Here is a 22,152-nt window from a genome sequence, read left to right as displayed (position 1 = left end):
CGCTGGTCCTGGGCTCATTCGCAACCTCCACGTTGTTGACCAAGAACTCTTTCCTCGACGAGATCAAGAAAGCCTACGTGCAGACCGCGCGCATGAAGGGCCTGACCGAGCGGCATGTGCTCTATGGCCACGTGTTCCGCAACGCGATGCTGATCGTCATCGCCGGATTCCCAGGCGCCTTCATCGGCGCCTTCTTCACCGGCTCCCTTCTGATCGAACAGGTGTTCTCACTCGATGGCCTCGGCTATCTCTCCTACGATTCGCTCATCCAGCGCGATTATCCCGTGGTGCTCGCCAACCTGTACATCTTCGCGCTCATCGGCCTGGTGGTGAATCTGATTTCCGACCTCACTTACACCTGGATCGATCCGCGCATCGACTTCGAAACCCGCGAGGTGTGAGCTTGGTCGATACGGACCGTCTCGCTCTCCCTTCCGACACGACGCCGCAACCGGAAGAAACGGCGACCGACATCTTTCCGCTCAACGAAGAAACGGATTCTTGGCGGCAGGCGAAGGCTCGCGCGAGCCTCGAACGGCGTCCTTGGCTCTCGCCGATGAACCGGCGTCGTCTCGATAATTTCCGGCGCAACAAGCGTGGCGCGTGGTCTCTGTGGATCTTTCTGGTCCTGTTTATTGCTTCGTTGCTCGCGGAATTCATCGCCAACGACCGGCCCCTGATGGCCTCGTACAAAGGCGAGTTGCTGTTCCCTGTCCTCCTTGACTATCCCGAGGATAAGTTTGGAGGGTTCCAGGCGCGAGCAGATTTTCGCGACCCCTTTATCGCAGACGAGATCAAGGCCCATGGCTGGATGATCTGGCCGCCGATCCGCTTCGCCAATTCGACCACCAAGCTCGATCCGCCGACGCCGTTCCCGTCGCCGCCGACCTGGACGCTGAGCGAATCCCAGTGCCGTGCGGCGATCGTCGCCCATGCGCAGGGCGACTCGAGCAAGATCCCGCCCGGTGGCGGCGGGTGCCGCGACCTCGAGCCGGAATGGCTCGGCACCGACGCCGACGGCCACGACGTCGTCGCGCGGTTGATTTACGGCTTCCGCATCTCGGTGCTGTTCGGCCTCATCCTCGCCGGCGTTTCCTCGGCGATCGGCATCGCCGCCGGCGCGGTGCAGGGCTATTTCGGCGGCTGGCTCGACCTGACGATGCAACGGCTGATCGAGATCTGGTCGTCGCTGCCGCACCTTTATATCCTCATCATCCTATCGGCGATCCTGACGCCCGGCTTCGTCGTGCTGCTGACGATCCTGCTGCTGTTCTCCTGGGTTAGCCTCGTCCATCTGGTGCGCGCCGAATTCCTGCGCGCGCGCAACTTCGAATACGTCACCGCGGCGCGCGCGCTCGGCCTGTCCAATGCGAAGATCATCTTCAAGCACGTGCTGCCCAACGCGATGGTGGCGACGCTGACCTTCCTGCCGTTCATCGTCAATTCGTCGATCAGCACCCTGACGTCGCTCGATTTCCTCGGCCTCGGCATGCCGCCCGGCTCGCCGTCGCTCGGCGAACTGCTGCTGCAGGGCAAGTCGAACCTGTCGGCGCCGTGGCTGGGGTTGTCGGCGTTCGCCGTCGTCGCGCTGATGCTGTCGCTGCTGATCTTCATCGGCGAAGCGGTGCGCGACGCCTTCGATCCGCGAAAGACCTTCACATGACCGCCGCCGCGCCGCTGCTCGACGTGCGCGACCTGTCGGTCGCTTTTCGCCACGGCGGCGAGACCCACGTCGTCGTCGATCGCGTATCGTTCACGCTCGAGCGTGGCCAGGCCTTGGCGCTGGTCGGCGAATCGGGCTCGGGCAAGTCGGTCACCGCCCAGTCGATCGTCAAGCTGCTGCCCTATCCGGCGGCGAGCCATCCTTCGGGCGCGGTGTTGTTCAAGGGCCGCGACGTCCTGACGATGAGCGATGCGGAGCTGCGCGACATGCGCGGCGCCGGCGTGACGATGGTGTTCCAGGAGCCGATGACCTCGCTCAATCCGCTGCACACGATCGAGCGGCAGGTCGGCGAGATCATCGCCTTGCACGGCGGCCGCGCCGCCTCGACCCGCGACCGGGTGATCGCGCTGCTGACCGAGGTCGGCCTCGCCGATCCCGCTTCGCGGCTCGGCGCCTACCCGCACCAGCTCTCCGGCGGCCAGCGGCAGCGGGTGATGATCGCCATGGCGCTCGCCAACCGCCCCGACCTGTTCATCGCCGACGAGCCGACCACGGCGCTTGACGTCACCGTCCAGGCGCAGATCCTCGCCTTGCTGAAAGACCTCCAGGCCAAGCTCGGCATGGCGCTGCTGTTCATCACCCACGACCTCGGCATTGTGCGCAAAATCGCCCGCGACGTCGCGGTGATGCAGAAGGGCAGAATCGTCGAAGCGGGCAAGACCGCCGAGGTGTTCGCCAATCCGCAACACCCCTACACGAAGATGCTGCTCGCCGCCGAGCCGAAGGGCGAAGCGCCGGCGCGCGACGCGGCGGCGAAGCCGATCCTCGAAGCGAACGACGTGCGCGTCTGGTTCCCGATCCGCCACGGTTTCCTGCGCCGCACCATCGGCCATGTGAAGGCGGTCGACGGCGTGTCGCTGACGGTGCGCGAGGGCCAGACGGTCGGCGTCGTCGGCGAATCCGGCTCGGGCAAGACGACGCTGGGCCTGGCGATCCTGCGCCTGATCCGTTCGCAGGGCACGATCGCCTATTGCGGCCGCGGCCTCAGCGGTCTGACGGTGAAAGAGATGCGGCCGTTCCGGCGCGACATGCAGATCGTCTTCCAGGATCCGTTCGGCTCGCTGTCGCCGCGGCTGTCGGTGGCCGAGATCGTCGAAGAGGGGCTGATCGCGCAGAAGACGCGGCTCAACGCCGCCGAGCGCCGCGAGGCGGTCGCGCGCGCGCTCGCCGACACCGGGGTCGATCCAGCGAGCATGGACCGCTATCCGCACGAATTTTCCGGCGGCCAGCGCCAGCGCATCGCCATCGCCCGCGCGATGGCGCTCGATCCCAAATTCGTCGTCCTCGACGAGCCGACCTCGGCGCTCGACATGTCGGTGCAGGCGCAGATCGTCGACCTGCTGCGCGACCTGCAGAAGCGCCGCGCGCTCGCCTATCTGTTCATCTCGCACGATCTCAGGGTCGTCCGGGCGCTGGCGAGCGAGATCGTCGTCATGCGCCGCGGCGAGGTGGTCGAGAGCGGCCCGGCGCGCGAGGTTTTCGCCGCGCCGCGCAGCGACTATACCAGGGCTCTGTTCGCCGCCGCCTTCGCGATCGAAGCGGAGACGTCGGGCGTCGTCAGCCAGTAGGGAGTCGCCTTGGGCCGCGCGATCATCATCGTTCTCGATTCGGTCGGCTGTGGCGGCGCCGCCGACGCCGGCGCCTACGGCGACGCGGGCGCCGACACGCTCGGCCATCTCGCGGCGGCTTGCGCCGAGGGCAGGGGCGACCGCGCCAGTCTGCGCGCCGGGCCGCTCAAGCTGCCCCGTCTCGACGCGCTCGGCCTCGGCCTGGCGATGCGCGCTTCGAGCGGATGCGCCGCGCCCGGCTTCACCTGCGCCTCGCCGCGCGGCCAATGGGGCTACGGGATCGAGACCTCCAACGGCAAGGACACGCCGTCCGGCCATTGGGAGATCGCCGGCACGCCGGTCGCGTTCGACTGGGGCTATTTCGCGCAGACGATTCCGACTTTCCCCGCCTCGCTGATCGCCGCCTTCGTCGCCGAAGCGAAGCTGCCCGGCATTCTCGGCGATCGCCACGCTTCCGGCACCGCGATCATCGCCGAGCTCGGCGAGGCGCACATGCACACGGGCAGGCCGATCTGCTACACCTCGGCCGACTCGGTGTTCCAGATCGCGGCGCATGAGCAGACGTTCGGGCTCGAGCGACTGTATGCAATCTGCAAGATCGCGCGGCGCCTGTGCAATCCGCTGGCGATCGGCCGCGTCATCGCCCGGCCGTTCGTCGGCCGGACCCCCGCCGATTTCGCGCGCACCGCCAACCGCAAGGATTTCTCGATTCCGCCGCTGCCCGGCAACCTGCTGCAGCGCGCGGTCGAGGCGGGTCGCGACGTCGTGTCGGTCGGCAAGATCGGCGACATCTTCGCCCACCGCTTTACCGGCCGCGAGATCAAGGGCCGCGACAATGCCGCCAACGTCGACCTCGCGCTGCGGGCGCTCGGCGAGACCGCCGACGGCGGCTTCATTTTCGTCAATCTGGTCGATTTCGACAGCGAGTACGGCCATCGCCGCGACGTTCCCGGATTCGCCGCCTGCCTCGAGGCGTTCGACGCGCGCCTGCCCGAGATCGAACAGGCGATGCGCGCCGACGATGTCTGCGTGCTGACCGCCGACCACGGCAACGACCCGACCTGGCGCGGCAGCGACCACACCCGCGAGCACGTCCCGATCCTCGCCTTCGGCGGCGGCGTCGCGCCGGGACCGATCGGCGCGCGCAAGACCCTCGCCGACATCGGCGCGACCGTCGCCGCATGGCTCGGTCTGCCGCCGCCGGCGAGCGGCGCGAGCTGGCTCGCATGAGCTTCGCGCTCGATCCGCGCCTCGCCGCCGACACGTTGCCGGTCGGCGATCTCGAACTGTCGCGGGTCCTGCTGATGAACGACGCGCGCTATCCGTGGCTGATCCTGGTTCCGCGCCGGGCGGGGCTGGCGGAGATCGTCGATCTCGACGCGGTCGACCGCGCGATTCTGATCGAAGAGGTCGCCGCCGCTTCCGCCTTCCTGCGCGTGCTGCCGGGCGTCGACAAGCTCAACGTCGGCGCGCTCGGCAATGTCGTCAAGCAATTGCATGTCCACGTGCTCGGCCGCGCCATCGGCGATCCCGCCTGGCCCGGGCCGGTCTGGGGCGCAGGGGAGGCGCGGCCATATGAGAGCGGCGTCGCCGAAGCGCTGATTGCGCGGGCGCGCGACGCATTGATCGGGACCGCAAAGCCGGCGCCCAAAACAGCTTGATTGGCTGCCGGCCGGTTTGTGGCGGCGCAGCGAATTATCCGAGCGCGGTTGCGCCGGCTTGCGCCACCTGCTCGTCCTCGGCCGATTTCACCCCCGAGACGCCGATCGCGCCGACGCATTCGCTCTGGTGGATCAGCGGCACGGCGCCCTGAATGAGAACGCCGGCGGGAAAGGTCGCAAAGGCCGGCCGTTCCTTGACCCGGTCCTCGAACACCTTGGTTGGCTGCTTGGTCACGGCGGAAGCGCGCGCCTTGCCGATCGCCACCTCGGCGGAGACGGGCGCGACGCCGTCCATGCGCTGAAAGCCGAGCAGAAAACCGCCGTCGTCCACGATGGCGATCGCCACGGACCAACGATTCTCGTTGGCCTTGGCCTCGCAAGCCGCGAGCATTTTCTTGACGTCGACCGACGTAAGGCTCGGTTTGGCGCGCATGGAAAAAGATCCTCCCGCTGTGACGGCGCGGCATCCTAATGAGGCCGCGTGAGCCGGGCGAGCGAAATCTGCGCTTGGCGCGCGGCGCCTCGTCGCGGTTCTTGCAGATTCAGCCAGTCAGCGAGGCGACGAGCCGGTCCATCAGGAAGTTCGTCCCGTGCTCGCGGCTGCCGTTATCGTCGTAGCCGTCAAGGAACACAGCCTGTTCGGCGACCTTGAGCTTCACCCCGGTCGGGTGCGGCTCGATCTCGACGCAGGCGAGCGAGACCGAGATCTTCTGCGCGTCGAGATGCATCTCGTAGGCGTAGACCAGCCGGCGGTCGGGGACGACGTCGAAGTAGAAAGCATCGAAACGCGAGGTCACGCCGCTCTTCCATTTGCCGACCGCGACCTCGCGCCCGCCCGGCCGCACGTCCATGCTGCGCTCGATAATCGTGTGCTCGTCGCCGCCCGAGAACCAGCGGCTCTTGGCGTTCTCGTCGGTGAACGCCTTGAATGCCTGCGCCGGCGTCGCCTTGAAAATGCGTTCGAGCGAGAACGCGCCGCGCACGGCGGGCGCGGAGCGTGCGACCTCGCGCTCCAGCTTGTCCAACGTCGTGCGCCAGCCTTCGGCCGCGCCCTCGACCGCGAAGCGGAACCCTGGATCGTAGATTTCGTAGCTCTGCTCGACCGTCATCCGCGAGCCCGCGCCCTCGGTCGCGAACAGCACGCTCGTGTGCACGCGGAAGCCAGGCTTGGCGCCGGCGCTGACCTCGCAATCGAAGGTCAGCTTCTCCGGCGGGACGACCTCGCCGAAGGCGCCGCGGCACCAGTGTTCGGTCCCGTCAGGCAGACGCATGCAAATGACGAAGGCGCCGCCGGGGCGGCAGTCGATCTCCGCCTCGGGAACGTCGACCCCCTCCGGGCTGAACCAGCGCTTCATCCGCTCGGCGCTGCTCCAGGCTTGGAACACACGCTCGCGCGGCGCGGCGAAGGCGCGCGAGATCGTCAACGGCCGCCTCGCGGCTGATTTGGCGTTAGTCGGGTTTGTCATCATCGCCTCCTTGCGCCTGCAACTCATCGAGGTAACGGCCGAGCCGGTCGAAACGGCGCTCCCACTCGGCGCGCCGCGCGTTGAGCCAGGCTTCGGCGCGGTCGAGCGTCGCCGCCTCGAGCCGGCAGATCCGCACCCGGCCGATCTTCTGCGACGCGACCAGATGCGCGCCTTCGAGCACGGCGAGATGTTGCATGACGGCGGGAAAGCTCATCGCCAGCGGCTTCGCCAGCTCGCTGACCGACGCCGGCCCCCGCGTCAGTCGCTCGACGATCGCCCGCCGCGACGGGTCGGCGAGGGCGTGGAAAGCAAGGTCGAGCGGGGTCTGTTGGTTAAGCATATGCTTTTGTATCGTGGCGCGATCACATAAGCAAGAACTTTAGTGACGGGATGCCTGTTGAAAACCAGCGCCGCCCCGCGCTCCCCTCATCCTGAGCCGCCTGCGCAAGCCGGCGAGTCGAAGGACGAGGGGGCGAACCTGGCGGTTTACCCTCTTGCGCGCCAAAAAATGGCGCCTATCGCCTTGAAATCGCTTGACCGTGGAACGGGACTGTCGCCGGCCAGGGCCGCGATGTCAGCCCGCTCGGGCCACCCGCTTGTGCAGCCGCACCATCAGCGTCGTGGCGAACAGCGGCGTCAGCAGGTTGACCAGCGGGATGGCGACAAAGACGGCGATCATCACGCCGTAGGCGAAGACGATCCCGGCGCGCTGGCGGCGCAGCGCGCGCGCCTGAGCCGCCGAATGGAAGCGCATCGCCGCCAGCTCGAAATATTCTCGCCCCAAGAGATAGGCGTTGGCGGCGAGCCAGGCGGCGAAACCGATTCCGGGCACGAACAGCAGGATCAGCGAGACGATCCCGACGGCGAGCGACAGGCCGGCGAAGCGCAGCGCCGCCAGCGTCGCCTCGACGAACGGCGCCGGTCGGCCTGGCGCCCCGAGCGGGTCGACCTGCGCTTCGACATGGGCGGCGATCTCGTCGAAGAACAGGCTCGCGACCAGCGAGGCGACCGGCGCGGCGAGAAAAACCGCGCCAACCAGCAGGCTGAGGCCGATCAGCCAGGCGATCAGCGTCGCCAGCCACGACGGCTGCACGTCGACGAAATGAAGCGCCAGCCGGTCGAGTCCGAACCAGGCGACAAGCAGCGCCGCCGCGGTCAGCGCCAGCGACTTGACCACCACCTTGCGGAACGGCGGCGAGGCGATGTCGGCAAGCGAGTCGAAAGCGTCCTGCAGCACGTCAGACCGCCCTTCCTCAGCCGACGCGCCGGCGCCGCCAGACGAAGGTCGCGCTCGCCGCGTAGTTCCACACCACGCTGACCAGCGCGCCGGCGAGCCCGGCGACCCACCATACGCTGCGGCCGCGGAACAGCCACGACGCGATGTCGAGATTGGCGATCGCGCCGACGCTGCACAGCAGGGCGAACAACAAGAAGCCGCCGATCATGCCGAGGCCGCGGTAGCGGTAGGCGCGATAGGTGATCTCGTTGTTGAGCAGGAAATTGCTGGCCATGGCGACGATCGTCGCGGCGATCTGCCCGGCGGCGAAATCCTGCAGGCCGAGCGCTTCGACCAGGCCGGTCAGCACCAGCAGATGGACGACGAGACCGATCGCGCCGATCGAGGCAAACAGCACGAAGCGGATCGGCAGCAGTCCGCCGGTCGCGTGATGGGCGACGAGGCCGAGGAAGTCGAGCCCGACCAGCGGCGACAGCTTCGACTCGCCGGCCTGACGCGGCCTGAACACATAGGGGACTTCGACGATCTTCAGCCGTCCGCCGGCCGACAGCACCACGTCGACGAGAATCTTGAATCCGTCGGGCGACAGCTGCGGCGCCAATTGGGCGACGATCTCGCGGCGGACCATGAAAAAGCCGCTCATCGGATCGCTGACCGAAGTTCCCGCCAGCAGGCGGAAGAACCAGGCGCCGAGCTCGCTGAGCTTCTGGCGCGCCGGCGACAGGCCGCCCGGCGCGGTTTCGTCGGCGACGCGCGTGCCGATCGCGAGGTCGCCCTCGCCCGAGACCAGCGCCGCGTACATCTTCGGCAGGATCCTTTCGTCGTGCTGCAGGTCGCCGTCGATCACCGCGACGATATCGGCGCTCGAGGCCAGCCAGCCCTCGATCACCGCGCCGGCGAGGCCGAGCCGGTTGACGCGGCGGATGCAGCGCAGGCGCGGGTCGCGGCGGGCGATGGCGAAGGCGACGTCGGCGGTGCCGTCGGGCGAATTGTCGTCGACGACGATCATTTCCCACGGCAGGCCGTCGAGAACTGTCTTCAGCCGCTCGAACAGCGCCGGCACGTTGGCCGCTTCGCGGTAGGTCGGGACGACGACGGAAAGGGTGGGCCGAACCTCAGGCGCCGCCGGATCGGATGTCATCTCGCGCTCGCTCGATGGCGCGCGCGATTCGCGCGGCGGCCTCAACGCCGATACGGCAGGGGAAAGGCGCGCGTCAAGCCGCGCGCCGGGATGACCGCCAGCGCGATTTCGTCGCGCCCGCCGCGCTGTAACGTCACGGGTTGCGGCGCGCCGAAGCTGGCGAAATAGGGCGCGAGCCGCGCTTCGGCCGCCTCGCGCCGGTCCCAGGCGACGACGATCGCGGCGTCCTGGCCGACGAAGTCGGCGCTGTCGCCGATGAAGGCGATGCCGCGCGGGTCGTCGGAAAAGACGAAGACCGGCTTGGCCGGCCCGAGCGCGAGGCCGATCTTGCCGCCATCCATCCATTTGGTCGCGACGACGAAGGCGGCGTTTTGCACGCCGGGCGCCGCGCGCAAGGCACCCCAATCGAGCGTTTCGAGCGTCGGATCGATCGCGCCCGAGCCCAGCGGAATGAGGCGCGTCGCCAAGCCGGTCGCCGCCTGGCCGACGAGGAGGACGGCGATCGCGGCGAGCAGCGCGGCCGAGGCGATCGCCCATCTGCCGAGGTGGAGCGCCGCCGCGCGCGGCTGGGCGAGCCAGGCGCCCGCCAGCGGATAGACGAACAGCCAGCCGGGCATCGTCCAGTGCGGCAGTCCCTTTGCGCCCCATAGCGGCGTGAGGGTGAAGACAACGATCGTCGGCAGCGCGAGGCAGACGAGGAACAGGCGCCGCTCGTCGCGCGTTGCGCGCCGCACGCCGTCGACCAGCGCGGCGACCAGCGGCGCGGCGAGCCAGGGCGACAGAAAGGCGATCTCGCCGATCGCCATCGCCCCGACCCGATCCGGCCGCCAGCCGCCCGCCGCCTCGGCGCGCGCGCCCTGGAAGGCGAACGAGACCCAGCCGTGGCGCGCGTTCCAGACGAGGACCGGCGCGACGACGGCCAGCGCGACGACGGCCGCCAGATAAGGCGCGGGCCGCGCCAACCAGCGGCGCTGGCCCGGCGCCAGACCTACGAAGGCGACGATTCCGAGCGCCGGCAGGACGGCGTTGTATTTCGACAGGCCGGCGAGCCCGAGCCACAGGCCGGCGGCGAGCCACAGGCCGAAAGCGGCGCGCGGCGTCGGCCGGTCGAACGCCAGCCGCGCCAGCGTCGCCGCCGCGCCGGCGAGGGCGAAGTCGAGCGGGCCGTCCGGCACCACCCAGGTCCCGGCGGAAGCGAAGAAGAACGGCGTCAGGTTGAGCGCGACGAGCGCGATCAGGCCGGCGCGCGCGCCGAACAGGCGGCGCGTCAGCGCGAACATCAGCCAGCCGGTCGCGGCGAACAAAAGGACGAACGGCAGTCGCGTCGCCGCGCCTTCGCCGAGGATCAGCGCGGCGAAATGGGCGAGCCATTGATGCAGCGGCGGATGATCGAAATAGGAGAGATCGAGCCGTCGGGCGACGACGATGGTGTAGGATTCGTCGTAACCGGGGCCGAGCGCGGCGGCGAAGGCGAGCCGCGCCAGTGCGAAGACGGCGATGAGCGCCAGCGCGCCGCGGCGTCCGTCGTCCTCGACGCCGGGCCTCGCATTGGCGAAGTTCACGAGGCGGCTCGCGCTCTGACGCCCTCGACGCCGGGAACGAAGGCGTCGAACGCGGCGAAGAACTGATCGCGGAAGACGTCGCGCTCCACCATCAGCTCGTGCTCGGCCCCTTCGACGATGACCGTGCGGCCGGCGCGCAGGCGCGAGGCGAATCGCTCGGCGGCGCGCGCGTCGGTGACTTGGTCGGCGCCGGCGGCGATGACCAGCGTCGGCGTCAGCGTCCGGCGCGGGAAGTCGGGGTCCTCGAATTCACGCATCAACCGGAAGGCGGCGTCGAGCCAGCCAATGGTCGGATAGCCGAGGCCGAGTTCGGGGTTGGCGGCGACAATGCTCGCGGTGCGGGCGTAGCGCACCGGATCGGAGGTCAGCTGATTGTTTTCGAACGGCAGGGTGGCGACGATTTTTGCGCCGCCGCGGCGCGAGAACGCCCCGCCGAGGCCGACCGCGTCGAGCGCCTCGACGAAGCCGCGCATCGCGCGCGGCCACTTCATGCCGGCGAGCGTGATCATCGGCGAGGACAGCACCATTCGGTCGAGCGGGCAGCGCCCGGCGCGCGCGATCGCCAGCGCGATCGCCGCGCCCATCGAATGGGCGAGGCCGAACCAGGGCTTCGGACAGGAGGCCTCGAGCACCTCGCTGGCGAAGGCGGAAAAGTCGCGCTCGTAGAGCGAGAAATCGTCGATGTGTCCTTTGCGCGGATTCTTGAGCTGGCGCGCCGAGCCGCCCTGTCCGCGCCAGTCGAAGATCGCCACCGAAAGGCCGCGGTCGAGCAGGTTGCGGATCGTCTCGTAATATTTCTCGATGAATTCGGCCCGGCCGGGGAGGATCGCCACCGTGCCGCGCGCGCCGTGCGGCGGCGTCCAGCGGGCGGTGCGCAACAGCACGCCGTCGGCGGTGCGCAGCGGGTGGACGACGGCGCCGGGCGGGGTCGGGTTAAACGGCGTGGAAACCAGGCGCATGATCTTAAGCTCGCACGGGCGCGGACGCCGTCTTATAGGGCCGCGCCCGCGCGCGGGCAAAGGCGGACCCGGCGGTCAAATTCGCGCACTGACGTCCGGCTCTGGCGGCGAAGCGGTGGTTCGCCGAAGTTCGCCGACATTGCGTCTGCCGCCCGCTCTGCGCCCAACGCTGGCCCGCCATTTCTGGCGACGTATTGCCAGATCGGCGACCTTCGCGGCGACCGTGATCCCGCCGCTCATGACGGGCGCCCCGCTTCCGATCTTGACGGCTACCTGAGATAGGTCGCGCACACCCACCACCCTGGATGGGCGGCGCAAAGCGCGCGCGCGGCGCGCGCGGCGGCGTGGCGGTCGTCGAACAGCGCAAAGCAGGTCGCGCCCGAGCCCGACATGCGCACGAGCCGCACGCCGTCGAGCCGCGTAAGCGCCGCCAACGCGTCGCCGATCGCCGGCGCGATGCGCATCGCGCTCGCCTGCAAGTCGTTGCGGCCGGCCTTGAGCGCCTGAAGCGCGCGCGCCGCGTCTGAGCCGGCTTCGAGCCGCGGGGCGGGCGGCGCGTCGAGAAAAGCGCCGCGCTCGAGGCCCAGCGCGGCGAACACGGCGGGCGTGGCGACCGCCGCGCCGGGATTGGCGAGTACGGCGGGCAGCGGCGGCAAACGCAGCGCCGGGCCGAGCCGCTCGCCGCGGCCGGCCATAGGACGCGCGCGCGGATCGAGACAGACCGGAACGTCGGCGCCGACCGCTGCGGCGGCGTCGAACAGGCGCGGATCGTCGGGCGCGAGGCCGTTGGCTGCGGCGAGCGCGCGCAGCGCGGCGGCCGCGTCGCTCGAGCCGCCGCCGAGGCCGGCGGCGACCGGCAGGACTTTCAGCAAATGGAAGCGCCCGAGCCTGAGCCGCGGAACCCGCTCGGCGAGCGCGCGCGCCGCGCGCACAACCAGATTGTCGTCGGTCGGCCCGGCGGCCGCGGCGGTTGGCCCGCCGATCGTCAGGCTCAGCGCGTCCGCCGGCTCAAACGCAAGTCGATCGCAGCAGCCGGCGAAGGCGACCACGCTGTCGAGCTCGTGCCAGCCGTCGGTCCGGCGCCCGAGCACGTGCAGGGTCAGATTGACCTTGGCCGGGGCGCGCCACAGCCGCGGCAAACCGTTCGCCAAGTCTAGCCGCCGCCGCTCTGGGTCGCGCCCGGGGCCGCGGCGGGCGACGCGTCCGGCGCCGCCGCGCTCGGCTCGTCGGGCAGGCCGTGCTCGATCTTGTCGAGGATCCGCGGCAGATCCTCGGGATCCGGCTTCATGTCGCGCGCGTGGTTCCACTGGAAATGCGCTTCGATGCGGCGGTTGACGCGCCAATAGGCGTCGCCGAGGTGATCGTTGACGACCGGATCGGCCGGCTTGAGGTCGATCGCCTTTTCCAGCGCCTCGGTCGCCTCCTGATAATGGCCGAGCTTGTAGTGCGCCCAGCCGAGGCTGTCGACGATGTAGCCGTCGTTCGGCCTCAGATCGACGGCGCGGCGCAGCATCTTGAACGCCTCGTCGAGATTGACGCCCTGGTCGACCCACGAATAGCCGAGATAATTGAGCACCTGCGGCTGGTCGGGATAGAGCTCGAGCGCCTTCTTGAAGTCGGCTTCCGCCTTCGGCCATTGCTTCGACCGCTCGAAGCAGATGCCGCGGAAATAGAACAGCGTCCAATTGCTGCGATTCGGCGTTCCCACCAGTGCGATCGCCTTGTCGTAGGAATCGGCGGCGTCGGAATAGGCCTTGGCCGAGCGCTGCAGGCTGCCGAGCGCGCTCCAGGCGTCCGGGTCGTTCGGATGGGCGGCGACGATGTCCCTCATCTTCGCCGTCGCGTCGTCGTTGCGGCCGAGCGCGTCGAACTCGAGCGCCACCTGGATCTCCGCGCTCTCGCGCATCGGCGAGCCGACGGGAACCATCTGGTAGGCTTGAATCGCCTCGTCGCTGCGCTTGAGGTCCTCGAACAGATTGGCGACGGTGATCGCGGCCAGATCGTGGTCGGGCCTGAGGAACAACGCCAGGCGCAGATAGATCAGCGCCGCCAGTTCGTCGCCCTGGGTCGTGCCGGCGCCGCCGAGGCCGTAGAGCGCTTCTGCGGCGCCGTCGCGGGCGTTGCGGATCACCGGCGCCAGCGGCTTGCCGGCGGCGATGTCGGCGAGTTCGCTGACGACCAATGGATGGTTGGGGATCAGCTTGCTGAAATCGGCGAAGACCGCCTTGGCCGCGTCGACCTGGCCGTGGCGAGCGAGGAAGCGAGCGTAGACGTCGACCAGACGCAAAGTGTTCTTGTCGGCTTCGTAGGCCGCCTTGAGCCGCCGCTCGGCTTCGAAGCCGTTGCCGAGCAGGTCGGCGATCAGGCCGGCGTGGTAGTCGCGGAACACCGCCAGGCTCGGCTCGCGAATGTGGTCGAGCGTATCGAGCGCATGCCGCTGATCGCCGACGCCGGCGTAGCTCCACGCGGTCAGCAGCGTCGTCGTCACGTCATGCGCCTTGCCGGCCTCGCCGGCGGCGAGCTGGGCGCGGGCGGCGACATACTGCCCATCGCCGAGCGCGCGCGCGCCGAGCGCGAGTCGCGCCAGGCTGTTGGCGGGGTCGCGGGCGATCAGCCGCTCGGCGAGCGGAAAGCCGTCGGCGACGTCGCCGGCGGCGAGCGCGGCGGCGAAGGCGCGCTCGGTGAGGTCGGCGTTGCGCGGATCGCCGCGCAGGGCCTCGCGCGAATAGACGGCGGCGGCGGCGGTGTCGCGATCGGCGCCGGCGACCAGCGCGGCGAGATAATTTCCAGACTGGCTGCGGCCGATCTCGACCGGCGGAACGTCGGGCGCAGCGACGGAGGCGTGCGCCCCGACGACGCCGACGAGCGCGCCGCCGGCGGCGATCCATGCGCTGAACAGCGCCGCGCGGGCGCTAACCGGCAGGAAACGATCTGGCACGGTGCGGTGTTCCCTTGTGAGGCGCGGCCGGGCTTATGCCCGCCGACCAGACGCCGATACGACGTTCTTACAGGAGAAAGCTTCGTCGGCAAACGTGGCGGTTTCGGGCCGCGCTCCGGCCCCGCTCACATGTCCTGGTAGTTTGGTCCGCCGCCGCCCTCCGGCGTCGTCCAGTCGATGTTCTGCGCCGGGTCCTTGATGTCGCAGGTTTTGCAATGGACGCAGTTCTGCGCGTTGATGACGAAGCGCGGATCCTTGCGGTTGGCCTCGTCGCCGTAGACGACTTCGTAGACGCCGGCCGGGCAGTAGAGCCGCGCCGGCTCGCCGTAACGGGGCAGGTTGTCGCGAATCGGCGCCGCCGGATCGCGCAGCCGCAGGTGGACCGGCTGATCCTCCTCGTGATTGGTGTTGGAGAGGAAGACCGACGACGGCTTGTCGAACGAGACCTTGCCGTCCGGCCTGGGATAGACGATCGGCTTGACCGCCGCGATCGGCTTCAGCGTGTCGCAGTCGGGCTTGCCGTGCTTGACCGTGCCGAACAGCGACAACCCCAACCACTCGTTGGTGATCATGTCGAGCCCGCCGCAGGGCACGCCGATCGCGAGGCCGAACTTCGACCACAGCGGCTTGACGTTGCGCACCCGATAGAGGTCGCGGCCGATGTCGGAATCGCGCCACGAGTCCTCGTAGTCGCTCACCTCGTCGCCGCTGCGTCCAGCGGCGAGCGCCGCGTGGATTGTTTCCGCCGCCAGAATGCCCGACAGCATCGCGTTGTGCGAACCCTTGATGCGCGGCACGTTCATGAAGCCGGCCGCGCAGCCGACCAGCGCGCCGCCGGGAAAGACCAGCTTCGGCGCCGATTGCCAGCCGCCTTCGGTCAGCGCGCGCGCGCCGTAGGAAAGGCGCTTGCCGCCTTCGAACGTCGGGCGGATTAGCCGGTGGGTCTTGAAGCGCTGGAACTCGTCGAACGGCGACAGCGTCGGATTCTGGTAGTCGAGATGGACGACGAAGCCGACCGACACCAACCCGTCGTCGTAATGGTATTCGAACGAGCCGCCCGAGGCGCCGCGTCCGAGCGGCCAGCCGAGACTGTGCTGCACCAGCCCGGGCTGGAACTGCGACGGCTCGACCCGCCAGATCTCCTTCAGGCCGATCGCGTATTTCTGCGGCTCGCGCCCGTCGGCGAGCTTGAAACGGGCGATCGCCTGCTTGGAGAGCGAGCCGCGTGCGCCTTCGGCGAGCAGCACGTATTTTCCGTGCAGCGCCATGCCGCGGGTGAAGCCCGCCTTCGGCTTGCCGTCGCGGCCGATTCCCATGTCGCCGGTCGCGATTCCGACGACTTCGCCGTTGGCGCCGTAAAGGAGTTCGGCCGCGGCGAAGCCGGGATAGATCTCGACCCCGAGCGCCTCGGCGCGGCCGCCCATCCAGCGCGTCACCGCGCCGAGCGAGCCGATGAGCTTGCCGTGGTTGCTCATCAGCTTCGGCATCATGAAATTGGGCAGCCGCACGCCGCCCGAAGGCCCGAGCAACAGGAAGCGATCGGTCGCGACTTCGGTCTTCAGCGGCCGGTCGGGATCGTTGCGCCAGTCGGGCAGCAGCCGGTCGAGCCCGATCGGGTCGAAGACCATGCCGGAGAGGATGTGCGCGCCGACCTCCGAGCCCTTCTCGACCACGACCACCGACATTCCGGCGTCGAGCTCCTTGAGCCGGATCGCCGCCGCCAGGCCGGCCGGGCCGGCGCCGACGACGACGACGTCGAATTCCATCGCTTCGCGCGCCGGAAGTTCGTCTTCTCCCGCCATGTACCTGTGTCTTTCCGTCCTGGCGCGGGGCCAGCCCGCGCCGCCCCGAAACGCCGACCCTAATTGCGCAGTTCGCCGGCGCTTGTCGATCCCCCCTTCGTCGACCGCCGCCGGCATGCTAGAAGCGGCGATCCCTCGCGCGCGCGTTTCACCATGGGCTCTTCCAATCGATCAACGTCGCTGACCGCGGCCGCCGCCGCCGAGACTTTGCGCTGGTGGATCGAGGCCGGCGTTGATCTCGCGCTCGACGAGAGCCCGCATGACCGCTTCGCCGAAAGCGCAGCGCCGGCGCCGCGCCGCGCGCCGCCGCCCGTTCCCCCGCCCGCCGCGCCGACCATGTCTTACGAAACGCGGGCTGCGCCGGCGGCGGCGGTCGCGCCCGACGACGCAGCGCGCTCGGCGCGCGAGCGGGCCGCCGCCGCGGCGACGCTCGACGACTTGCGCGCCGAACTGGAGCGCTTTGACGGCTGCGGGCTGAAGGCGACGGCGACCCAGCTCGTCTTCGCCGACGGCGCGCCCGGCGCGCGGATCATGTTCGTCGGCGAGGCGCCGGGCGGCGACGAAGACCGTATCGGCCGGCCGTTCGTCGGCCGCGCCGGCCAGTTGCTCGACCGCATGCTGGCGGCGATCGCGCTCGACCGCGCGCAGGTCTATATCGCCAACGTCGTGCCGTGGCGGCCGCCGGGCAATCGCACGCCGACGCCGCAGGAGACGGCGGTGTGCCTGCCGTTCATCCGCCGCCAGATCGCGCTCTCGGCGCCGCGCCTTCTCGTCTGCCTCGGCGGCTCGGCGACCCAGACCCTGCTCGGCGTGAAGGAAGGCATCACCCGCGCGCGCGGCGTCTGGCGCGAATACCAGGCCGACGACGGCGCGACGATTCCCGCGCTGGCGATGTTCCACCCCGCCTATCTGCTGCGCACCCCGGCCGCCAAACGCCAGGCCTGGGCCGACCTGCGCAAGCTCAGGCAGGCGCTCGACGCGCTCGACAGGGCATAGCGCGAGCGGGCCCCCTCTCCGTGTTTGCGGGCGGAGGGGACGCGATAGCGCGTCGTTCGCCCGCGTTCCTGTGTGGATGCAACTGGCGTAGCATTGCGCTGCAACCGCCATTCAGGCGGCGCGAGAAACAATGAACCTGGGGAGGCGCGTCGTGTTGCGTGCGTTCAAGCTGGGAGCCGCGGCCGCGCTCGCTTGCGCTGTCGGCGGCTGTTCGTACTTCGACTTCGGTATCGTGTCGTCGCCCGCGCCGGCGCCGTCCCCGTCCCCTGCTTCGTCGTTCAGGGTTCTGCCGCCCGATCCGCTGATCGGCAAATGGGGCGTCGCCTCGTATCGCGACGAGAAGGATCGCCCGGCCGCCGAGAAACTGGCGCGCGCTCGATGTGCGAGCCCCTACGCCATCGTCAAGGGGCCGACCGACGGGGCGATGATGCACGTCGCCGATGACCCCGACCCTCACGAGCTGGCACTGAAGAAGGGCGGCGACGGCAGGACCTATGTCGGTTTCAACGCGCCGCCCGGCGACCCCAATGATCGCGAGATCATCGAGCAGACGCCCAAGCTGATGGTCATGCGCTTCGTCGACCCGGACAAGAGCAGCCGCTACGGCGTGTCCGTCTACGTGCGGTGCTGATACGGCGGGCAGGCGCCGCGCCGCCCTCGACAAGGACCGGACCTCGCTTTCGCGGGCGCGAAGCCGACGAGCGCGTCGAGTTCGGCCTCGATGGTCGCGCCGACCGCGGCGAGCCGCGCGGCGAAAGCGCTCATCTCCATCACACCGGCAGGGTCGCCCTCACCCGGCGTAATCGGCGGGGTCGAAGATGCGTTTGGTCGAGCAGAACTCGCAGGTGACGCCGATCATGCCGTCGTCGCCGATCATCGCCTTGCGTTCCTCGGCGGAAAAGTTCTGCAGCATCGCGTCGATGCGCTCGGCCGAGCAGCGGCAGGCGTCGGCGAGCGTCTTGGGCGCGAACACCTTCACCCCGCGCTCGTTGAACAGCCGGAACAGCAGCCGTTCGCTCGACAAGGCCGGGTCGATCAGCTCGTGGTCCTCGGTCGTCACCGCGCGCGACTTGGCCTCGACCCATTCGTCGTCTTCGGGCGTATCGTCGACGGGCGTTCCCGGGGGCGCGTCGCCGGGATCGAGATCGGCGCGGCGCAGGCGCTCGGGCGAGTCGGGCAGGAACTGCGCCAGCAGGCCGCCGGCGCGCCATTCGACGCCGCCGAGCGTCACGCTCTGGCCGACGGCGAGCCGAACCAGCGTCGGAATCTGCTCGGAGCGCTCGAAGTAAGCATGGGCAGCCTCCTGCAGGTCCTGCCCCTCCAGCGCGACGACGCCCTGATAGCGCGACAGGTCGCCGCCGGGATCGACGGTGAAGGCGAGATAGCCTTCGCCGAGTAGCGCGCCGGCGCCCGCCGAAGCGGGCAGCTCCGCCAGCGCGGCCGCGTCGAAGCGCGCCAGCGCGCGCAGGTTCGAGGGCGCGTCGAAGTCGACCAGCAGCATGCCGACCGGGCCGGAGGTCTTGGTCTGCAACTGGAAGCGGCCCTCGAGTTTGAGCGAGGCGCCGAGCAGCACCGCCAGCGTCGCCGCCTCGGCGAGCAACCGGCTGACCGGCTCGGGATAGTCGTGGCGCTTGATGATGGCGTCGATCGCCGGGCCGAGCCGCACCACCCGGCCGCGCGTGCTCAGACTCTCAACCGCATAAGGCAGGACGATGTCGTCGTGGCCGACGTCGGAGACTTCGCGGGCCGCTTCGTTCATCCGTCCAGCGCTCCCAGGCACCAGGCGAGGACGCCTTTCTGCGTGTGCAGGCGGTTCTCCGCCTCGTCGAACACCACCGATTGCGGTCCGTCCATCACGTCGTCGGTCACTTCCTCGCCGCGGTGGGCGGGCAGGCAGTGCATGAAGATCGCGTCGGGCGCGGCGCGGCGCATCAGCTCGCGATTGACCTGATAGCGCGCAAGCAGGTTGTGGCGGCGGCGGCTTTCCTTCTCGTCGCCCATCGACACCCAGCAGTCGGAGATCACCGCCGCCGCGCCGGCGACCGCGGCCTCCGGGTCCTCGCGCAGGATGACGTCGGCGCCGCCGGCCTTCGCCGCGGCGATGCGCTCGGGCGGCGGCTGCAGTTCCTTCGGGCAGGCGATGTCGAGCTGGAAGCCGAAGCGCTCGGCGGCGTCGATCCACGACGACAGCACGTTGTTGTAGTCGCCGCTCCAGGCGACCTTGCGGCCGCCTATGGGGCCGCGATGCTCCTCGAACGTCATCAGGTCGGCCATCACCTGGCAGGGATGCGACCGCTTGGTGAGGCCGTTGATGACCGGCACGCTGGCGTAGCGCGCGAGCTCGTCGAGGTCGCGATGGTCGAGGATGCGGATCATGATCGCGTCGACGTAGCGCGACAGGACGCGCGCGGTGTCGGGGATCGATTCGCCGCGGCCGAGCTGCATCTCGGTCCCGGTGAGCATGATCGTCTCGCCGCCGAGATCGCGCATCGCGACATCGAACGAGACGCGGGTGCGGGTCGACGGCCGATCGAAGATCATCGCCAGCGTCTTGCCGGCGAGCGGCCGCGTTGCGGAGGTCTCGCCTTTGACGCGCTTCGCCTTCATCGCCTTGGCGGCGTCGAGGATCGCGCGCAGCTCGTCGCTCGAGTGGTCGAGTAGGTCGAGGAAATGGCGCCGACGCGCGCCAATGGCCGCAGTCGGAATCATGCGTAGGCGCCTTTCTTGACGGGCGCCGGCGAGGCTTCGAGGTCGGCGCAAGCTTCGTCGAGCCGCCGCACGCCTTCGGCGAACTCTTCTTCCGTGATGATGAGCGGCGGCACGATGCGCACGACGTTGTCGCCGGCGGGAATCGTCAGCAGATGGCGCCGCCGCGCCGCCGCGGCGAAGTCCTGTGGCGACAACTTCAGCTTCAGGCCGATCATCAGCCCCTCGCCGCGGACCTCGGCGATGACGTCGGGATGGCGGTCCTTGAGCTCGGCGAGCCGCTGGCGCGCGAAAGAGCCGAGCCGCGCCACGCGCGCGACGAAACCGTCCGCCAACACCTCGTCGAGCACCGCGTTGCCGACCGCCATCGCCAGCGGATTGCCGCCGAAGGTCGAGCCGTGGACGCCGACGGTCAGGCCGCGCGCCGCGTCTGCGGTCGCCAGGCATGCGCCCATCGGGAAGCCGCCGCCGATGCCCTTGGCGATCGTCATGATGTCGGGCGCCGCGCCGGAGTGCTCATAGGCGAACAGTTTGCCGGTGCGGCCGACGCCGGTCTGGACCTCGTCGTAGATCAGCAGCAGGCCGCGCGCGTCGCACAGCGCTCTCAAGCCCCGCAGAAACGAGGCGGGGATCGTCCTGACGCCGCCCTCGCCCTGGATCGGCTCGATCAGGATCGCGCCGGTCCCGGGGCCGATCGCCGCCTCGACCGCGGCGATGTCGGTCGCCGGGATCTGGTCGAAGCCGTCGACCTTGGGGCCGAAACCCTCAATGTACTTCGCCTGGCCGCCGGCGGCGATCGTCGCCAGCGTACGGCCGTGGAAGGCGCCCTCGAAGGTGAGGATGCGGTATTTTTCCGGATGGCCGTCGATCGCGTGGCGCCGGCGCGCCATCTTGATCGCCGCCTCGTTGGCCTCTGCGCCCGAGTTGGTGAAGAAGACCAGATCGGCGAAGGTTGCGTCGGCGAGCCGCCGCGCCAGCCGCTCGCCGTCGGGGATCTGGAACAGGTTGGAAGTGTGCCAGAGCTTGCCCGCCTGCTCGGTCAAGGCGGCGACGAGCCGCGGATGCGCGTGGCCGAGCGCGTTGACGGCGATGCCGGCGCCGAAGTCGAGATATCGCTCGCCGGTCGTCGCCGTCAGCCAGCAGCCTTCGCCGCGCTCGAAGGCGACGTCGGCTCTCGCGTAGACCGGAACGATGGCGGAAGACATCTCGTTAAGTCCTTTCTTGTCTGCGTCTCTTCGTCAGGAACCCCGCGCCGCTCGCAGGCCGCGCAGAAATGAAAACGCCGCCCCGTAGGGACGGCCTCTGACGCGCCAATCATAGAAGAAGCGCGCCGCTCAGGTCAATTCGCCGCCTCCGAATGTCACCTGCGCAAAAAATCTTACGGCGCTTAATCGCTTGATCCGACTCGCGATCCGCACGCCGCGGGCCCGCCGCGCGCTCAGAACTGGGGAAAAACGCGGGATAGCGAGCGCTCCGACTCTTGCGCGAGATTCAACGCATAGTGTAATTCTGCCCCCAGACGCCACGAGATGTCGTGGCGCGACCTTCTCGAGAGCGTTTCGGCGCGTGAGGGCTTGCCAGCGTGGCTGGACAGTCGGGGGGGCGATTCGGCCAGAAGAATTTCGGCGGCGGAACCGGCTGCGAGCCGGCTCAGCGGGGCGCCCATAAGCGAGGCCAACGATGTCTTGGACGGATGAAAGAGTGGAGCTGCTGCGGCAATTGTGGCTCGACGGCAAGAGCGCGAGCCAGATTTCAGCCCAGCTCGGCCATGGCGTGACCCGCAACGCCGTCATCGGCAAGGTCCACCGCCTCGGCCTCGCCGGCCGCGCCAAGGCTCCGAGCTCGACCGCCGCGTCGCCGCGCGCCGCCTCAGCGCCGCGCATGTCGCCTCGTCCCGCCTCGAGCGGCGCCCGCACGATGGTGCGCGGCGCGAACGCGCTGGCGCTCTCGGCCGAGCCGGCGCTCGATATGCGGCCGGTGTTCCAGGAGGACGACATCGTCGTCCCGATGTCGCTCAGGGTGACCATCGTCGATCTGAAAGAGGCGATGTGCCGCTGGCCGCTCGGCGATCCGACCTCGTCCGAGTTCCGCTATTGCGGCTCGCCGTCGGCGAGCGGACCTTATTGCGCCCATCATGGCAGGCTCGCCTACCAGCCGGTCCAGGATCGACGGCGCGAACGCGAACGCGAACGGCGCGCCCTGATGCTTCGCTAGAGTCTGCCGCTTCAACACGGCGCCGCTCCCAGCCTTCGGCAAATCGGAAGAACGGCTTCGTCCCGTCAGTTTCCGGGCTTGCCGTAGGTCTCGTCGAACGAATAGCCGGTGCCGCGCACCGTGCGGATCGGGTCGCGCTCGCGCCCGCGCGACAGCGCCTTGCGCAGCCGGCCGACGTG

General features: G+C 69.4%; 23 protein-coding genes. 8 read left to right on the top strand and 15 right to left on the bottom strand.

The features are described from left to right. The 5 genes from ABSF49_RS09740 to ABSF49_RS09720 form a co-directional block, all read left to right on the top strand. A partial coding sequence (locus ABSF49_RS09740; protein WP_424112454.1) for an ABC transporter permease subunit occupies positions 1 to 401 on the top strand: 401 nt, incomplete at its 5' end. Between the two features lie 71 nt (positions 402 to 472). Further along, a complete protein-coding gene (locus ABSF49_RS09735; RefSeq protein ID WP_424112456.1) occupies positions 473 to 1,663 on the top strand; it encodes an ABC transporter permease in 1,191 nt (396 codons plus the stop codon). After that, positions 1,660 to 3,291 (top strand): ABC transporter ATP-binding protein, encoded by a 1,632-nt coding sequence (locus ABSF49_RS09730; protein WP_424112453.1) that lies wholly within the window; start codon positions 1,660 to 1,662, stop codon positions 3,289 to 3,291. Before ABSF49_RS09735 ends, ABSF49_RS09730 begins: the two co-directional genes overlap by 4 nt. 9 nt (positions 3,292 to 3,300) lie before the next feature. Beyond that, entirely contained in the window at positions 3,301 to 4,521 is a 1,221-nt protein-coding gene (locus ABSF49_RS09725; protein ID WP_424112452.1) for a phosphopentomutase, read from the top strand. After that, the gene (locus tag ABSF49_RS09720) at positions 4,518 to 4,952 is read left to right on the top strand and encodes an HIT domain-containing protein (protein WP_424112451.1); all 435 of its coding nucleotides are present in this window, start codon (positions 4,518 to 4,520) and stop codon (positions 4,950 to 4,952) included. Before ABSF49_RS09725 ends, ABSF49_RS09720 begins: the two co-directional genes overlap by 4 nt. Before the next feature lie 34 nt (positions 4,953 to 4,986). On the opposite strand, the gene ABSF49_RS09715 is transcribed toward ABSF49_RS09720, so the two are convergent. The 10 genes from ABSF49_RS09715 to ABSF49_RS09670 form a co-directional block, all read right to left on the bottom strand. Next, entirely contained in the window at positions 4,987 to 5,385 is a 399-nt protein-coding gene (locus ABSF49_RS09715; RefSeq protein WP_424112450.1) for a GlcG/HbpS family heme-binding protein, read from the bottom strand. 109 nt (positions 5,386 to 5,494) lie between these two features. Continuing rightward, positions 5,495 to 6,418: an SRPBCC family protein gene (locus ABSF49_RS09710; protein WP_424112449.1), complete on the bottom strand. Its 924-nt coding sequence runs from the start codon at positions 6,416 to 6,418 to the stop codon at positions 5,495 to 5,497. Next, positions 6,402 to 6,758, bottom strand: coding sequence for an ArsR/SmtB family transcription factor (locus tag ABSF49_RS09705; RefSeq protein ID WP_424112448.1), 357 nt, complete (start codon positions 6,756 to 6,758; stop codon positions 6,402 to 6,404). Before ABSF49_RS09705 ends, ABSF49_RS09710 begins: the two co-directional genes overlap by 17 nt. 234 nt (positions 6,759 to 6,992) lie before the next feature. Continuing rightward, on the bottom strand, positions 6,993 to 7,655 hold the full coding sequence (locus tag ABSF49_RS09700; protein WP_424112447.1) for a sulfate transporter family protein: 663 nt from the start codon (positions 7,653 to 7,655) through the stop codon (positions 6,993 to 6,995). A 16-nt stretch (positions 7,656 to 7,671) separates the two neighbouring features. Further along, positions 7,672 to 8,796, bottom strand: coding sequence for a glycosyltransferase (locus tag ABSF49_RS09695; protein WP_424112446.1), 1,125 nt, complete (start codon positions 8,794 to 8,796; stop codon positions 7,672 to 7,674). Positions 8,797 to 8,837: 41 nt separating this feature from the next. Beyond that, on the bottom strand, positions 8,838 to 10,358 hold the full coding sequence (locus tag ABSF49_RS09690) for a glycosyltransferase family 39 protein (protein WP_424112445.1): 1,521 nt from the start codon (positions 10,356 to 10,358) through the stop codon (positions 8,838 to 8,840). Beyond that, complete coding sequence (locus tag ABSF49_RS09685; RefSeq protein ID WP_424112444.1) at positions 10,355 to 11,317, bottom strand: alpha/beta fold hydrolase; 963 nt, start codon at positions 11,315 to 11,317, stop codon at positions 10,355 to 10,357. The genes ABSF49_RS09690 and ABSF49_RS09685 overlap by 4 nt, the downstream gene beginning before the upstream one ends. A 269-nt stretch (positions 11,318 to 11,586) precedes the next feature. Further along, complete coding sequence (locus tag ABSF49_RS09680; RefSeq protein WP_424112443.1) at positions 11,587 to 12,468, bottom strand: 4-(cytidine 5'-diphospho)-2-C-methyl-D-erythritol kinase; 882 nt, start codon at positions 12,466 to 12,468, stop codon at positions 11,587 to 11,589. Between the two features lie 2 nt (positions 12,469 to 12,470). Further along, a complete protein-coding gene (locus tag ABSF49_RS09675; RefSeq protein WP_424112442.1) occupies positions 12,471 to 14,255 on the bottom strand; it encodes a tetratricopeptide repeat protein in 1,785 nt (594 codons plus the stop codon). A 125-nt stretch (positions 14,256 to 14,380) separates the two neighbouring features. Further along, positions 14,381 to 16,057: an electron transfer flavoprotein-ubiquinone oxidoreductase gene (locus tag ABSF49_RS09670; RefSeq protein ID WP_424112441.1), complete on the bottom strand. Its 1,677-nt coding sequence runs from the start codon at positions 16,055 to 16,057 to the stop codon at positions 14,381 to 14,383. Positions 16,058 to 16,210: 153 nt separating this feature from the next. Between ABSF49_RS09670 and ABSF49_RS09665 the strand changes: the two genes are divergently transcribed. Together ABSF49_RS09665 and ABSF49_RS09660 are read left to right on the top strand one after the other, a co-directional pair. After that, positions 16,211 to 17,053: a uracil-DNA glycosylase gene (locus tag ABSF49_RS09665; protein ID WP_424112440.1), complete on the top strand. Its 843-nt coding sequence runs from the start codon at positions 16,211 to 16,213 to the stop codon at positions 17,051 to 17,053. A 151-nt stretch (positions 17,054 to 17,204) separates the two neighbouring features. Beyond that, positions 17,205 to 17,684: a hypothetical protein gene (locus ABSF49_RS09660; RefSeq protein WP_424112439.1), complete on the top strand. Its 480-nt coding sequence runs from the start codon at positions 17,205 to 17,207 to the stop codon at positions 17,682 to 17,684. On the opposite strand, the gene ABSF49_RS09655 is transcribed toward ABSF49_RS09660, so the two are convergent. The 4 genes from ABSF49_RS09655 to ABSF49_RS09640 are packed head-to-tail and all read right to left on the bottom strand — an operon-like array spanning position 17,669 to position 20,964. After that, positions 17,669 to 17,818 carry a hypothetical protein gene (locus tag ABSF49_RS09655; RefSeq protein WP_424112438.1) on the bottom strand — a complete coding sequence of 50 codons (150 nt, stop codon included), beginning with the start codon at positions 17,816 to 17,818 and terminating at the stop codon, positions 17,669 to 17,671. The two genes, ABSF49_RS09660 and ABSF49_RS09655, sit on opposite strands and share 16 nt — an antisense overlap. A 25-nt stretch (positions 17,819 to 17,843) precedes the next feature. Next, on the bottom strand, positions 17,844 to 18,812 hold the full coding sequence (locus ABSF49_RS09650) for an Hsp33 family molecular chaperone (protein WP_424112437.1): 969 nt from the start codon (positions 18,810 to 18,812) through the stop codon (positions 17,844 to 17,846). Beyond that, positions 18,809 to 19,762, bottom strand: coding sequence for an ornithine carbamoyltransferase (argF, locus tag ABSF49_RS09645; protein WP_424112436.1), 954 nt, complete (start codon positions 19,760 to 19,762; stop codon positions 18,809 to 18,811). The genes ABSF49_RS09650 and argF overlap by 4 nt, the downstream gene beginning before the upstream one ends. Then, complete coding sequence (locus tag ABSF49_RS09640) at positions 19,759 to 20,964, bottom strand: aspartate aminotransferase family protein (RefSeq protein ID WP_424112435.1); 1,206 nt, start codon at positions 20,962 to 20,964, stop codon at positions 19,759 to 19,761. Before ABSF49_RS09640 ends, argF begins: the two co-directional genes overlap by 4 nt. Before the next feature lie 475 nt (positions 20,965 to 21,439). Here ABSF49_RS09640 and ABSF49_RS09635 point away from each other — a divergent pair, with 475 nt between their 5' ends. Next, on the top strand, positions 21,440 to 21,973 hold the full coding sequence (locus ABSF49_RS09635; protein ID WP_424112434.1) for a GcrA family cell cycle regulator: 534 nt from the start codon (positions 21,440 to 21,442) through the stop codon (positions 21,971 to 21,973). A gap of 65 nt (positions 21,974 to 22,038) precedes the next feature. Here ABSF49_RS09635 and ABSF49_RS09630 read toward each other — a convergent pair. Next, a partial coding sequence (locus ABSF49_RS09630; protein WP_424112455.1) for a helix-turn-helix domain-containing protein occupies positions 22,039 to 22,152 on the bottom strand: 114 nt, incomplete at its 5' end.

Origin of the sequence: Roseiarcus sp., assembly GCF_049514155.1 — a bacterium.
Lineage (GTDB): Bacteria > Pseudomonadota > Alphaproteobacteria > Rhizobiales > Beijerinckiaceae > Roseiarcus.
This window is presented reverse-complemented; position numbering and strand designations above follow the sequence as displayed.